This window comes from Halostagnicola sp. A-GB9-2 (genome assembly GCF_030068615.1).
GTDB lineage: Archaea > Halobacteriota > Halobacteria > Halobacteriales > Natrialbaceae > Halostagnicola.
Genome location: NZ_JASJOC010000006.1, coordinates 147,630 through 161,279 on the forward strand (window position 1 = coordinate 147,630; position 13,650 = coordinate 161,279).

At 59.2% G+C, this 13,650-nt stretch carries 14 protein-coding genes; 7 read left to right on the forward strand and 7 right to left on the reverse strand.

Going from position 1 to position 13,650, the window contains the following annotated elements; genetic code table 11:
• Window positions 1–47 precede the first annotated feature (47 nt).
• The 3 genes from QNM96_RS15455 to cyaB form a co-directional block, all read right to left on the reverse strand.
• On the reverse strand, window positions 48–1,322 hold the full coding sequence (locus QNM96_RS15455) for an MFS transporter (protein WP_283837474.1): 1,275 nt from the start codon (window positions 1,320–1,322) through the stop codon (window positions 48–50).
• 196 nt (window positions 1,323–1,518) lie between these two features.
• Window positions 1,519–2,724, reverse strand: coding sequence for a methionine adenosyltransferase (locus QNM96_RS15460; RefSeq protein ID WP_283837475.1), 1,206 nt, complete (start codon window positions 2,722–2,724; stop codon window positions 1,519–1,521).
• 94 nt (window positions 2,725–2,818) lie between these two features.
• On the reverse strand, window positions 2,819–3,370 hold the full coding sequence (gene cyaB / locus QNM96_RS15465) for a class IV adenylate cyclase (RefSeq protein ID WP_283837476.1): 552 nt from the start codon (window positions 3,368–3,370) through the stop codon (window positions 2,819–2,821).
• 139 nt (window positions 3,371–3,509) lie between these two features.
• On the opposite strand from cyaB, the gene QNM96_RS15470 reads away from it, so the two are divergent.
• Entirely contained in the window at window positions 3,510–4,481 is a 972-nt protein-coding gene (locus QNM96_RS15470) for a peptidylprolyl isomerase (protein ID WP_283837478.1), read from the forward strand.
• A gap of 225 nt (window positions 4,482–4,706) precedes the next feature.
• Here the strand turns inward: QNM96_RS15470 and QNM96_RS15475 are convergent, their stop codons facing one another.
• Window positions 4,707–5,987, reverse strand: coding sequence for a P-loop NTPase (locus tag QNM96_RS15475; protein ID WP_283837480.1), 1,281 nt, complete (start codon window positions 5,985–5,987; stop codon window positions 4,707–4,709).
• Between the two features lie 98 nt (window positions 5,988–6,085).
• Here QNM96_RS15475 and pyrB point away from each other — a divergent pair, with 98 nt between their 5' ends.
• The 4 genes from pyrB (at window position 6,086) to QNM96_RS15495 (ending at window position 8,717) form a co-directional block, all read left to right on the forward strand.
• Window positions 6,086–7,003, forward strand: a complete 918-nt coding sequence (gene pyrB, locus QNM96_RS15480; protein ID WP_283837482.1) for an aspartate carbamoyltransferase — start codon at window positions 6,086–6,088, stop codon at window positions 7,001–7,003.
• Entirely contained in the window at window positions 6,996–7,502 is a 507-nt protein-coding gene (pyrI, locus tag QNM96_RS15485) for an aspartate carbamoyltransferase regulatory subunit (protein WP_283837483.1), read from the forward strand. Before pyrB ends, pyrI begins: the two co-directional genes overlap by 8 nt.
• Window positions 7,503–7,617: 115 nt before the next feature.
• Window positions 7,618–7,749, forward strand: coding sequence for a hypothetical protein (locus QNM96_RS15490; protein WP_283837484.1), 132 nt, complete (start codon window positions 7,618–7,620; stop codon window positions 7,747–7,749).
• A gap of 134 nt (window positions 7,750–7,883) precedes the next feature.
• Window positions 7,884–8,717: a hypothetical protein gene (locus QNM96_RS15495; RefSeq protein ID WP_283837485.1), complete on the forward strand. Its 834-nt coding sequence runs from the start codon at window positions 7,884–7,886 to the stop codon at window positions 8,715–8,717.
• Between the two features lie 86 nt (window positions 8,718–8,803).
• On the opposite strand, the gene QNM96_RS15500 is transcribed toward QNM96_RS15495, so the two are convergent.
• The 3 genes from QNM96_RS15500 to QNM96_RS15510 all read right to left on the reverse strand — a co-directional run bounded on the left by QNM96_RS15500 (window position 8,804) and on the right by QNM96_RS15510 (window position 11,353).
• Window positions 8,804–9,361 carry an NUDIX domain-containing protein gene (locus QNM96_RS15500; RefSeq protein WP_283837486.1) on the reverse strand — a complete coding sequence of 186 codons (558 nt, stop codon included), beginning with the start codon at window positions 9,359–9,361 and terminating at the stop codon, window positions 8,804–8,806.
• Between the two features lie 565 nt (window positions 9,362–9,926).
• Window positions 9,927–10,532, reverse strand: a complete 606-nt coding sequence (locus QNM96_RS15505) for a hypothetical protein (RefSeq protein ID WP_283837487.1) — start codon at window positions 10,530–10,532, stop codon at window positions 9,927–9,929.
• Between the two features lie 152 nt (window positions 10,533–10,684).
• Window positions 10,685–11,353, reverse strand: coding sequence for a helix-turn-helix domain-containing protein (locus tag QNM96_RS15510; RefSeq protein ID WP_283837488.1), 669 nt, complete (start codon window positions 11,351–11,353; stop codon window positions 10,685–10,687).
• Between the two features lie 285 nt (window positions 11,354–11,638).
• On the opposite strand from QNM96_RS15510, the gene QNM96_RS15515 reads away from it, so the two are divergent.
• Together QNM96_RS15515 and QNM96_RS15520 are read left to right on the forward strand one after the other, a co-directional pair.
• Window positions 11,639–12,517 carry a S49 family peptidase gene (locus QNM96_RS15515; RefSeq protein ID WP_283837490.1) on the forward strand — a complete coding sequence of 293 codons (879 nt, stop codon included), beginning with the start codon at window positions 11,639–11,641 and terminating at the stop codon, window positions 12,515–12,517.
• Window positions 12,514–13,560, forward strand: a complete 1,047-nt coding sequence (locus QNM96_RS15520) for a hypothetical protein (protein WP_283837491.1) — start codon at window positions 12,514–12,516, stop codon at window positions 13,558–13,560. Before QNM96_RS15515 ends, QNM96_RS15520 begins: the two co-directional genes overlap by 4 nt.
• Window positions 13,561–13,650 lie beyond the last annotated feature (90 nt).

Sequence of the window (13,650 nt, forward strand, 5' to 3'; positions counted from 1 at the left end):
CCCTGGCTATAAGGGGGTTACGAGGGGCGGACGACGGAGCGGTCGCGTTAAATGATCGACTCGTCGACCGTCGGGCTGAGACTTCCCGTGTGACTGTAAATTCCTGCAACGAGGATGACAGCCGCACAGAGCGGGATGAAGACGCTAAGCGTGTAAATGAAGCTAAAGCCGACGGCTTCCGCGACCGGTACTGCGATCAGCGGACCGAGCCCGCCACCGACATCGCCGAGGACGTTGTTCGTGGCCATCGCACGCCCCATTCTGTCTTCGGGTGTGAGGTCTGCCAACAGCGCCGTAAGCGGGCCGCCGACGCCGCCCTGTCCGGCACCGATCAGCGCGCAGGCGATGACGACGTACCAGAACGACGGGGAAAGGATCAGGACGACGAACCCGAGGCAGTTCGTAATCAAGAAGAAGACGAGAATGGGAACGCGCGCTCCCACGCTGTCGCTAATCACGCCTCCTGAAATGGTGAACACCGCCCCGGCGAGAACGGAGACCGCCATCAACATGCCGGACGTCCCCTGCTCTTCGTAGTCGATAGTGTAGCCGAGTATATCCACGGACAGGGTTAGCGCCTCGGCGTCGAGGTAGATCACGAGCGTCGAGAACAGGACGCCGATGTACGCGAAGTAGAGCCCAAAGTTGACCAAGCCGACGGTGACCGCCGGCAGGGTCAACTCGACATCCCACGGTTTGACCGAGGTGTTGTGATCCTCGACGTGCGTTTCGGGGACGATAAAGTAGGCGATAACGCTCGCGAGACCCGCGAAGGCGGCTGCGAGGATGAACGCGCTCGCGTTGCTGTATATCTCGCTGACGAGGCCGCCCAGAACCATCCCTGCGGGGAACCCGAACGTAATCCCCGCGCGAACGATCCCCATACTGGTTCCTCGCGAGTCGGCTTCGCTGATATCGGCCGTAATCGTGTACGCTGTCGCGAAGACGAGTGCGCTTCCGACCCCCCACATAACCCGCGAAAGGACGAACCAGAACTCGGGAACGTCAGGGATAAACGCGATGTCCTGGGCGAGAATCGCAACAACGTAGCCGAACGTCGCGACGCCTTCGATCGCCAGGCCCGCGATAAACGGTTTTCGGGTCCCGATACGATCGACGAGAATTCCCGCCGGCGCGTTCGCAAAGAGTCGCGTCCACCGATTAGCCGACAGGATAACACCGACCATCACCGCCGAAATACCGAGCACTTCGCCGAGGTTCGGGAGAATCGGGAAAATAACGCCGCCGCCGAACCCGACAAAGAAGGTGCTCGCGACGACCGCAAAAACGACCGCTCGAGCGTTCGCTTCGGATGTAGACACTACGCTGACACCATGGTGTTTCGATTCGTAATAGTAGTTTGCGAGGGGAGCTAATTATTATTCCGAAGGCCGACGAGACGTTCCAGTACACGTCAGGTCCGACGAAGCCAAAGAGAGACTTCTCTGTTCCCCTATCGAGCGAAAACAGAACTGTTCGGAAACGCTCTCGAACGCGTTCTGAAAGTACCGGTCGAGTCTAGAACGTCGACAGTTCGCCGTCGATGATGCGACGGGTAATCTCGGTGACGTTGCCGAGTCCATCGTCGACGATCGCCTGGATCTCTTCTTCGACATCGGCGAGAACGACGCCGTCTTCGGTGACGACGTGAACGTCTGCGACGTGCGGTTGATCGATCGGTCGGCCGATCTGGCTCAGCAATCGAACGCGAAGGTCCCGAATGCCGTCGACTTCATCGACGACCCGTTCCGCGATGTCGGTCGAGAGCAAGTTGTAGATCTTTCCGATGTGGTTGACCGGGTTCTTTCCGCTGGTCGCTTCCATCGACATCGATCGATTCGGCGAGATGAGGCCGTTCGCTCGGTTGCCACGCCCAACGGATCCATCGTCGCCTTGCTCGGCGGACGTTCCCGTAACGGTCAGATATATCGCGCCCTGGTCGTAATCGTCCGCGGTGTTGACGTATACGTTGACGTCTCGATCGGTGTACTCCGTGGCGATGGTCTCGACGAACTCCCGCACCGATTCGACCGCGTCGATGTACGCGTCCATGTTCGGGAGGTACTCGTCGATCATGGCCGCCGCGACGGTGACGTCGATCTGGTCACCCTCGCGCTTGCCCATGATCTTCACGTCGGGACCGAGATACGGATTCTCTTCGGCGAATTCTCCGTTGAGCCGACTCTCGGCGTTGTAGACGATCTGCTCGGTCTCCGAAAGCGGGGCGTGGCCGACGCCGAAACTTGTGTCGTTCGCCATCGGAACGGTCACTTCGTCTTCTCCGAAGACCTCCTGGAGGTCGCCGCTTCCTTCGCCCAACTTCACGTCGACGACGATATCCTCGCCGTAGGTGAGCTGTGGAATCTCCGCCTCGAGGTACTCCCGCGCCGCTTTGAGCGCGATCGTTTCGGTCGGGATGATCTCTCCCTCGTAGCGTTTAGTCGCTCGTCCGACGATGAGCACATAGATCGGGTCGACGACTTCGCCGCCGCCGAACGCGGGCGCGGCTTCTCCGGCGACGAGTTGCGTTTCGTCCGTGTTGAAGTGCAAGACCTGCCCGACGCGGTCGAGATACTCGCGTGCGAGCGCTCCCGCGACGCTTTCGGCGATACCGTCACAGATCGAATCGGGGTGACCGATCCCCTTTCGCTCGACGATTTCGACTTCCTGATCCTCAACAGCCCGACGCTCGATCGGTTCGACTCTGATGTTCCGCTCGCTCATTGTCTGATCTTGATCGAGCGTGGTTCTATAACTTGCGGAAACAGTTGGCCCCAATAATATGCACAGTGGTAATCTCTCGGGCGATCGAGCCGGGTTACTCCTCGAGGAGCATGCCGAGATAGGAGGTTTGGACGGTTTCGTCCGGATCGAGTCTAAGCTGCTCGAGCACCTCGAACGCGCCCTCGCGTGCCGGTTCGAGGTCGGCGTCGGTAGCAATCGTTTCCACTTCGACGTACTCACCCACGTCGTCGACCGCATCACAGGTGATCGTATACGAGTCGAACGCCTCGAGCTCGAAGCGCTCGCGTTCCTTTCGAACCGTCGCGGCCGGTTCGAATCCAAGGTTCTTCAAGACCGCGTCGAAGGCCTCCCCGTCTTCGAGACCGGTTTCAATTTCCTCGCGCGTCTTCGATTCGTCGTCCACGAGCGGCCCTTTGTACGTGACGTTGGCCTCCGCGTTTTGCTCGTCGATGGATCGTTCCCGTCGAATCCGTAGCGCTTCGTCCGTTTCGGCGAACGACCGATGCGGAGCATCGTAGTAGGTGTCCGTCTGAACGACGGTTCCCAGCTCTGTCGCCCCGAGTTCGATCACCCGATCGCGGACGCGCTCGAGATCGGCAGGGACTTTCACTTCGACCTCGTACATACCCGTTTCCACGCACAGGGAGGGTAAGTATCGGTCGTTTCTACCCGGTTTGTGGAACGGAGCTTTCAGGTTATGCACTCGAACCACGTGCTGGCGCGAAAACGTCGTCCTTAAATGTAGACAGGGGGACGTACAACGTATGACCGAGGATCAAGAGGCCGAGCTCGATGAGCAGGCCGATGACGTCGACGAAGAAACTGAAGAAGAGACCGTCGAGGGGCTCCAGAACGGAGACTTCGTCGAAATCGCCTACACAGCACGCACCGTCGAGGAAGGACAGCTAGTCGACACGACCGACGCTGAGGTTGCCGAGGAAGAGGGTGTCGACGAGGAGGACCGCGAGTTCGAGCCGCGAACGATCGTCCTCGGTGAAGGCCACATTTTCGACGGTGTCGAAGAAGAGATCATTGGCGGGGAAGCCGGTGACGAAGGCACTGTCACGATCTCCGCCGAGGAGGCATTCGGCGAGTACGACCCTGACGACGTCCAGACCGTCAGCGCCGACAAAATCGAGGAGGACGACCGCTATCCCGGCGCACACGTCCACATCGACGGCGAGCACGGCTACATTAGTACCATCATCGGCGGCCGCGCCCGCGTCGACTTCAACCACCCGCTGGCCGGCGAGGATGTCGAGTACGAGTACGAAATCCTCGAGGAGGTCGACGACCGCGAACAGCAGGCTCAGGGCCTCATCGAGATGTACCTCGACCAGAAGCTCGAACTCTGGATCGAGACGGACGAAGTCGAAGAGGAAGTCCCCGTCGAGCCCGACGAGGACGAGGACGACGAAGACCCAGAGCCTGAGTTCGAGACCGAGACGGTCGAGAAGGAAACGCTCTACGTCGAGGCGACGCCACAGCTGACGATGAACCAGCAGTGGATGTTCTCGAAACAGCAGATCGCACAGGACGTCATGAGCAAGATCGGCGTCGACCGCGTCATCGTTCAGGAAACCATCGACGGCATGGGCGGCATGGGCATGCCCGGTATGATGGGCGGTGGCATGGGCGGTATGGGCGGCGGCGACATCGAGGACGCACTCGAGGACGCCGACGTCGATGCGGACGAGATCGTCGACGAACTCGAAGGCGCAGTCGACGAAGAGTAGCTCGCACCGCTCGAGTGTCTTTTGCCGTTTTATTAACTGCTGAGAACACTTTCTTTCGGACGCGATCAGGGACAGGCGTGACCGGAACCTGATGCTCGCCGCCGCGAGAACATCCGCCTTTATCCGTCGAAACCGGGCTGTTCTCATAGGGTCGGTGTACGTCATTTCCGGCCAGTCGCCACCCTGCTCTGGCGACAAACCGGTACACAGGGATAATCGACCCTATCAGGCGATATCCCGACTCGTATCGATCCCGACGCCATCAGTGAACTCGAGTTTGATCGCTTCGGTCGGTTGGCCGCCACACCGCAGTTTCGGTATCGACAGGTGATTCTCGAGTTCGGCCCCGGAGCAGTCGGTTCGGAGATCGAAAACGGCGTCGGCGCAGTGTTCCGTTCGCGTACGATTATCGGGTTCGTTCTGCCCCTTCAGACAGTGTAAGAACGCGAGGCTATTGGTCTCGCACATGTGCTCGTCGAGTCGGTTGAGAAATTCGACGTAGGGGGCGGTCTCGGAGTACTCGAGCAGATCCATCGAATCGATGACGACGTTCGATTCGTCCGGAAACGCTTCGATCAGCTGAGTGACTTCCTCGAGGCTGTCGCCGTCACTGACCGATCGGACGGTCGGTCTGCCGACGTCTGCCCGTGTCGACTCGATCGTCCGCAACACGCCGTCGACAGAGCGCTCCGTCGTCAGAAACAGCGTCCGGCGCGCCGAAGTGAGTTCGTACAACAGTAGCTCGGATTGACTCGCCGCATCGGCTCTGTAGGCGACGACAGAGCCCGTTGGTAACCCGCCGCCGAGCGCTCGATCGAGCGCATCGATGCCGGTCTCGAGTCGCCGATCCGGAGGACTATCGACGGGCATCGTACTGGATAGATATCCCTGCGATGCTAACGCCGAAGCGAGTCCATCGAACGCAGTACACGCTGAAGCCGTCTCGAGTGGCTGTTCGACGTCGGGAATCGTGGCGAGGATTGGGGCATCGATCCGATCGTCATACCGCGTCGGCACCGTGTCACATTTCGTAAGCACCGTTCCGACGACGGTCGCATCGAGACGACGAGCGATATCGATCGTTTTGGCCGCGGCGGTGAGGCTCTCGTCGGTCGTGGTCGTAACGACGACGACTGCATCGGCGACCGAAAGCGGGTCGGCGAGATCCGATCGCGTGCCCGAGGGACAGTCCAGTACGATGTCGGCCGTCTCGGTGCTGAGCGTCCGGAGTTGAGTTTGCATCGCCTCTCCCGCTTTCGGGGCGGGAAGGACGGCTACGCCCGAGTGATCAGGAACCTGTTGTGCGAAATCTGTGGCGGTACCGTCCGCACCGACCCGATCGACGGTCGGCTCGCGATCGACATGAGCGGCAACGTGGAGGTTTGGGAGGTGACGATCGGCATCCACGGCGATGGTCGGGTTTCCGGCACGGCCAATCGCCTGTGCGAGTCCAAGCGCTGTCGTCGTCTTTCCGCAGCCGCCTTTCGCCCCTGCAATTGCGATCATAGCCGGGTTGGTCCCGTTTTCCTACTTGAACTTACGGGGTGAATCGGCGACCGGAGAACGGAGGGATTCAAGGTGAACGCAACTGCGTACACGAACGGATGCGATACGATCACCTCATCACGAGCAAACAACTTTCGCGCGCTGCTATCGAGACCGTCCTCGATCACGCAGCCGAGATCGACGACGATCAGTCGGCCTTCGCCGACAAACACGCGGGTCGGCTTCTCGGCTTGCTCTTTTTCGAACCGAGTACGCGGACGAAGCTGAGCTTCGAGACCGCGATGAAACGTCTCGGCGGGGACGTTATCGACCTCGGTTCGGTCGAATCCTCGAGCGTGACGAAAGGTGAAAGCCTCGCAGATACGATCCGAGTAATCGAGGGGTACGCCGATGCGCTCGTCTTGCGCCACCCAAAACAGGGATCGGCGACGATGGCGAGCGAGTTCGTCGACGTGCCGCTGGTAAACGCCGGCGATGGCGCAGGTCACCATCCGACACAGACGATGCTCGACCTGTACACGATTCGGGAGAACGCGGGGTTGGACGATCTGACGATCGGCATCATGGGCGACCTGAAGTACGGTCGAACGGTTCATTCACTCGCGTACGCGCTCTCGAAGTTCGACGCCCGACAACACTTTATCAGTCCGGACAGTCTCGCGCTCCCACGAGAGGTCGTCTACGACCTCCACCAGGAGGGGGCGTCGATTCGTGAACACGACGGACTCGAGGAGATCCTGCCGTCGCTGGACGTCCTGTACGTGACTCGAATTCAGCGCGAACGCTTCCCGGACGAGGACGAGTATCAGAAGGTCGCGGGCGAGTACCAGATCGGCCCCGACTCGCTGGCGGCTGCGGCCGACGATCTGACCGTCATGCATCCGTTGCCGCGAGTAGACGAGATCGCGCCCGAAATCGATGAGACCGACCACGCGGCGTACTTCGAGCAGGCACACAACGGTGTCCCCGTTCGAATGGCTCTGCTCGATCTACTTCTGGGTGAGACAGATGAGTAACGACAACCACGATGAGGAGGCCGGCCGCAACGAAACCCACGATCACGACCACGAACTCCGAGTCAGCAAGATCCACAACGGAACCGTTATTGATCACGTCCGGAGCGGGCAGGCATTGAACGTCCTTGCAGTCCTGGGTATCGACGGAAGCGAGGGCGAAGAGATTTCGATCGGGATGAACGTTCCCTCCGATCGATTCGCCAGAAAGGATATCATCAAAGTCGAGGATCGCGAACTGAGTCAGGACGAAGTCGACGTCCTCACGCTCATTGCACCGGACGCGACGATCAACATCGTCCGGGAGTACGAAGTCGTCGAGAAATCTCGCGTCGACCGCCCCGACTCGGTCGAGGGCGTTCTCTCATGTTCGAACTCCGGTTGTATCACGACCGGCGACGAGCCGGTTACCTCGAAGTTCGACGTGCTCGACGATGCCGTCCGGTGTTCGTACTGCGAGACGATCTTCCGCGAAAACATCCCGGCGTTGATCGATACCTGAACTTCGCGTTGAGTGATATCGACACTCGAGGGCGACAAAACCGATTCGCTGATCGATCAAAGCCCGTGAACTAACAGAAATCATAAGTACGTTGTGGCCGTAGCTGGTACTGAGTATGTCGCGCACACTCAAAATCCTGGTCGCCCTGTTCGCAATCGCCGTCCTCTGGAAGGTCGTCTCTGGTGGTGGCTCTTCGGAGGTCGAATACGATTTCGAACCGGCTGAGCAGGCCGAGCAGACGGAATAATTTCCTGAAACCAACCGAACGGACCGAACGAACACTGGAACGGGAATCGCTCGAGCCAAAGTTCGCCGGACGATTTCCCAACCAGCAAACGAGAAACCCAAACCGCTTACCCGTGCGGCGTCGTACGAACGACTATGTATGGCGTCGTCACGCGGAACGAAGACGAACTTGAGTGGCCGGAGTTCGACCGCGCCTTCTACGAAGTCAAAGACGTGACCGGTAGGTCTGCAGAACCCGTCCCGAACGCGGTGAATATGGTCTCCTGTTTCGGTGATAATGCGGCTGCCGACGCGGAGCCGTCACTCGTTCCGGTTGATAAGGAGGGCAACGCCGCTACTCGAGACCAACCGTACTTCGATTGGGCCTACATCTGCCCGACCCGAGAGGAGTATCGCGAGGGCCTCTTCGACATCATCGACGACTGCGTCGCGGCTAACGAAGACGTTCGACTCGACGATATCGGTTTTCCGCGGGAAGAGTACTGTCACTGTGATACCTGTCAGGAGGGCTTCGAAGCCAGCGAGTACGACGACTGCCTCGAATGGCGTGCAAGCGTCATCACGGAGTTCGTCGCCGAGGCTGTCGAGCGAATCCCCGGTCGAGTCTATATGACGCTGTATCCGGACCCGTATCCCGGCCACCTCTACGAACGCGCGGGAATCGATCTCGAGGCACTCGAGGCTCACATCGACGAGTTCGTCGTTCCGTTGTACGACATGGCCTACTCGACGACCTATTGGCTCGAGACGATCGCGAAGGGATTCGAGAGCGCGCTCGAGACTCCGTTCAGCATCGAATTGTACGCGATAAACATCGAAATCGACGATCTGATCCACGCCGCGGAGGTTGCAGATGCCTACAGCGAGTCGGTTCTCTTCGGCTACGAGGCGAGCAATGGTCGAGCAACGTTACGACGAATGCAGGCAGATCAGCGGGAGGGAGTGTCACACGGAAACCCGGGTGCCTAACGTACCGTCTCTGCTGTGAGTGAATCGTGACCGATTCGACGGCACGGTCGTTCACTTTCCCGAGTCTCGCCGTTCGTTCTGCCGGTCTACTCGAATCGCTGGGCTCGCCAGGTACGCAACTCCGCTCTATCGCGGGTATCTTCGGGCAACGTGTCGAACCATTTCGCGGCCGAAATCTCGTCGTCAGGATCCGAAATATCCGGTGTGGTGGTCTCCGCACGCGCCGCAAACACCGGTAAAACACCCCACGTTCGGTAGCCGTTCGTCTCGAGTTCGATACGCGTAATCATCGCGAGACCGTCGTAACACGCATCGACGCCCGCTTCTTCCGCCAGTTCCCGACGTGCGGTTTCGAGAAACGATTCGCCGGGATCGATGCCACCACCGGGAAGCACCCAGAGATCGACGGCGTCGTGGCGGACTAACAGTAACTCTCCGGACGGGCGATAGACGATCGTGTGAACGCCGTACGGCGCGCCAGTTTGCCGGATCCGGTCGACGAGCGTGCGGAACCGCTGGCGAGAGACCGATTCAGTTCGCTCTTGCTCGAGAAACGATTCGTACCGTCGCTCGAGTCCAAGGCCCGCCTCTTCGGCACAGCGGGTCGCCTCTTCGGCTCGGAGCGTTAGCTCGTCGACTACCATTGAACTCTCGGTAACCGATCACGGACCGACGAGCCAATACATGTGGAGGGAGTGACCATAGAGAAACATATCCACCCTCGAGGAATAACGCTTCGGTCAGCGAAATTCTCGAACCGGTTCGGTTCCGAACGGTTCGTAGGCCGTTGGTCACAGGACCATTGTCAGCGGATACGAAACCGGTTATACGGTCGTCTACGAACGAAGGGTGGGAGTTCCGTCGTTCACCCGTCCGTGAACCGCCTCGGGGTCAAGTGGTTCGAGACGCCGTCGGCGTCTCGTCATCAAGCGAACGCTTCGCGTTCGCGGACATCGCAAATTCTGGCGGGACGAAGTCCCGCTGACCTCGCGGGATCAGAGATCCCACTTCGCCTCGATTCGCTCAGTCACGGAAATCGAAAATTTCCGTACGACCCCGAGACACTCGGCCTGTTCTCTCTGTAGAACACTCATGATTGCCGAAATTTGTCCATGCGTCCATCACAAAAGCGATAGTTACGAAACGCGATCGCTTCCGGTCTAAAAGCGCCCTCAAGCGTGTTAATAGGTGCTGAAATACCTAGACGGACTATATCGTGTCGTCATCGTCGTCGTCGTCCATGAGTCCGCCATCGTCGTCGTTGTCGTCGTCCATAAGTCCGCCATCGTCGTCGTTGTCGTCGTCCATAAGTCCGCCATCGTCGTCGTTATCGTCCATCAACCCGTCATCGTCATCATCGTCCATGAGTCCGCCATCGTCGTCGCTGTCGTCCATCAGCCCGTCATCATCGGATCCCATCCCGTCATCGTCACCCATCAATCCGTCGTCGTCGTCCATGATGCCGTCATCGTCCTCTCGCATCGACTCGCCACCTACTCCCGTCTCATCGCCAATATCCGACCCCGTCGCGGATCCGGCACCTGCGCCGGCACCCGCACCTGTACCGGTGTCTCCGAGATCACCCTCGAGTCTGATCTCGTCGCCGGAAACGCTGGCGACCGCCGCCTCCTGAAGTGGGAACGTGTCGTCGCCCGTCCCCTGCCAGCCGAGTTTCGCTTTTATCGTGTCCGTAATCCCTGGATCTGGTTTGACGTGTGCGGTACCGTGCTCGATATCTGCAACGATTCCGACCTCGTCACCGTTTTCGTTGACGACGCTCTTTCCGATGTCGTCATCGTTAAATTGTGCACACATTGCATCAAGAACTACCACGAACTGCATTATGTCGGTGCTGCTTGCGAGTGACACCCGTCGGGAGGACGGAGAAGTATACTGATGTTACTGCCACTTGCTATATGTGTTCTTCTCATCCTCTCTGAAACGGGCGAGCCCCCCCCGCGACCAGTTCAGTTTGTCGGAACGGATTTCGATGGCGTCCGACTGTCGGCGTTCTCGAGTTCAGCTGTCACGAGGGCCTGATACGCCCGTCGAAGCCGTTCCGAAAGAGCCTGATGGGAGACGCCCAGTTCGTCGGACAGCTCTTGCATCGATATTTCGCGGGGAATCTCGAAATAGCCGTGATCGATCGCGGCGAGGAGCGTTTCGTACTGCTGGTTTGTCATCCCGTATCGGGAATGCATCTCCGTCGTTGGATCGTACAAGCGAACGATCTCCGGCGTGATATCCACCGAGCGGAACCGATCGTAGAGCGTGCGTAGCGCTTCGCGTTCGACGACCCGCACCCTGAGCTGCCAGGAACCATTCGTCGCCGATGCAGAAAGGACGGTACCGTCTGTCGACTGGACGATTTCGAAAATATCGACGATATCTTGATCGAAGTCGATGTCGAACAACCATCGCCCGTCTCCGCTGCCGACTCGCTGATAGCTTCGGACAGTTGACGCGTCGTCTAGTGCGGATTCGAGCACCGGTAAATCTGTTCCTGAGAGCCACAACGTTCTGTTTCTCGAGGAAATAACTTGTTCCATTTCACAGGAAAGCGTCGGAACTGTGTCCGAGACATCGCCGAGACTGGTTTCGTCGATAGGGAGTTTGATATCTACGATCGAGGTCATGGACTCAGTTACAGGTAGGGAGCAATAACGGCAGTTCCAAACATATTAGCCCTGTTTAGTCTGACAGTCTCGTCTCCCGACCGGGCGCTGTGTTACTCCCGGTCGAATTAGCCATGAAATAACGGGAACGCGGATCCGAGGTCGTTTTTCTCACAGAAGTGGCAGACTCGTTCGCATTTTCTGAGACTGAAACTCCTCTTATCGTGTTATGTATTATATGTGAGAATGTCCGATCACATGACGTTATGGCCATTCAATAGGCTTTCGCGAGGACAGCAAGTTGCGGTGGTAGCGTTGCTTGCAATCGCAGCTGGTGCGCTTGCAGCGCCGCAGGTGTACGCCCTCGGCAGTGGTGGAGACGGGACAGTCAAAGTTGTCGAAATAAACGGCATTATCGACTCGAGCGAATCTCAGGAGTTCGAAGACGAACTTCGAGACGCGCGTCACAACGACTCCGTCGAAGCGGTCGTTCTCGAGATCGACAGTGGCGGCGGCCAACCGGCCTCGAGCGAACGAATGTACACGGCGGTCGAACGAACCGCCGAAGAGATGCCGGTAACGGCGGCGGTTGACTCGGTAGGTGCATCTGGTGCGTACTACGCGATGGCACCCGCCGACGAAATCTACGTTGCGCCATCCTCGTCCGTCGGCAGTGTTGGCGTGACCGGCCCGGCACCGATGCCGACCGGCCCGAGCGAGGGACAGAGTGCGCCAGACAAGGGATCCTCCCATCCGGACGATGATCGAGCTGATACGGAGATGATCAAACAGACGTTCGTCGACAGTGTCATGGAACAACGCGGCGACGAAATCGAACTCGATCGCGAAGAGGTCGCACATGCACGGACCTACTTCGGTGTCGAAGCAGTCGACAACGGGTACGCCGACGAGATAGGTACGCTCGACGATGCAATCCACAGCGCCGCTGAGGCGGCCGGAGTGGACTCCTACGATATCGAGATGAATCGTAGCGATGCCGGTCCCTTCGACGGACTGGTTATCGAAACGACGGACGACGGTGAACCAGTGATACAGGCTACCGGCGAGACGGAGATCAATCCGTATCAACCGCAACTGATTGCTCCGGAGGTCTGGCACGAGCAGGTCGGCGGTGAACCGGCCGATTCAGTAGTTGCCGCCGATCACGGAGGTGAACAGCCATGAGCGCAACTGGCCGGACGCTGATCGCCACATTCGTTCTCGGATTCGTTCTCACCGTCGGGCTCGTGGCCGCAGGCACTCTCGTCGTCGACGATGGAACGCCGGAACCGGCCGAGCTTGAGCAAAGCCACTTCGAACCCGAGCACGCACTGCCCGACGAAACGGCAGACGGCGGCGATATCACGATGGATAGTCAGGAGTCGTCGAATACCATCCTGATCCACACCGGTGGAGCGGCCGCGGGGCAGGTTGCGGTCGATCCGCTGCCGATCGAGGATAGCGGGGAGTCCCCCGAACTCTCGACGGGTACCATGGGCGGTGCCGATCGGGGTGTTACGCCGCTCGTCTCGACGCTCATCGAAAACGGCCACGAAGTTGAGTTCTACGCGGGTGCCATAGAAGACGGACCGCTCGCACAATCGCTCGACGAGGCCGACGCGTTCGTCGCGCCCGGCTCCGTTTCGTTCACCGCACAAGACCGACAGAGCATCGACGCGTTTACTGATGCCGGTGGCCGCTTCGTGATGACCGCCGACCCCGGTAGCTCCGGTAGCGTCGCCGAACTCGGCGGCTCGGACGGACTGTACACGGATGCGGGCTACCTCTACAACATCACGGAGAACGACAACAACTACCTCAGCATCTACGCCGAATCAACCGGTAGTTCGGAACTGACCGACGGCGTGGAGGAGGTTGTTCTCCGAAGCGCCTCCTCGGTAGGTACCACTGACAGTGATGCGGTACTCGAGACCGATGCGACGCTGTCGACTACCCGTGAAGACGGCGAGTACGATGTCGCTGCCGTTGACGGGAACACCGCACTTATCGGGGACTCGAGCTTTCTCGAGCCCGAAAACGCACAGCGTGCGGACAACAACGTCCTCATCGGAAATCTTGCTGACTTCCTCGTGACAGGATCGGCCGGCGACGCCGATCTACCGGGAACCGAACCGCCGGTGGAGCAACCGCCGGCTGACGAACCGTTCGAGGAACCGATAGACGAATCCGAAAACATTCCGGAGATGAACGCCGACGAATCGGAATAGCGAATCGAACGAACACTCGTTTTGACGGGTTTTGATCGGATCACTCGCGCGGGATGCTCGGCCTCGAGTCGACGTTCATGATCGGCACGG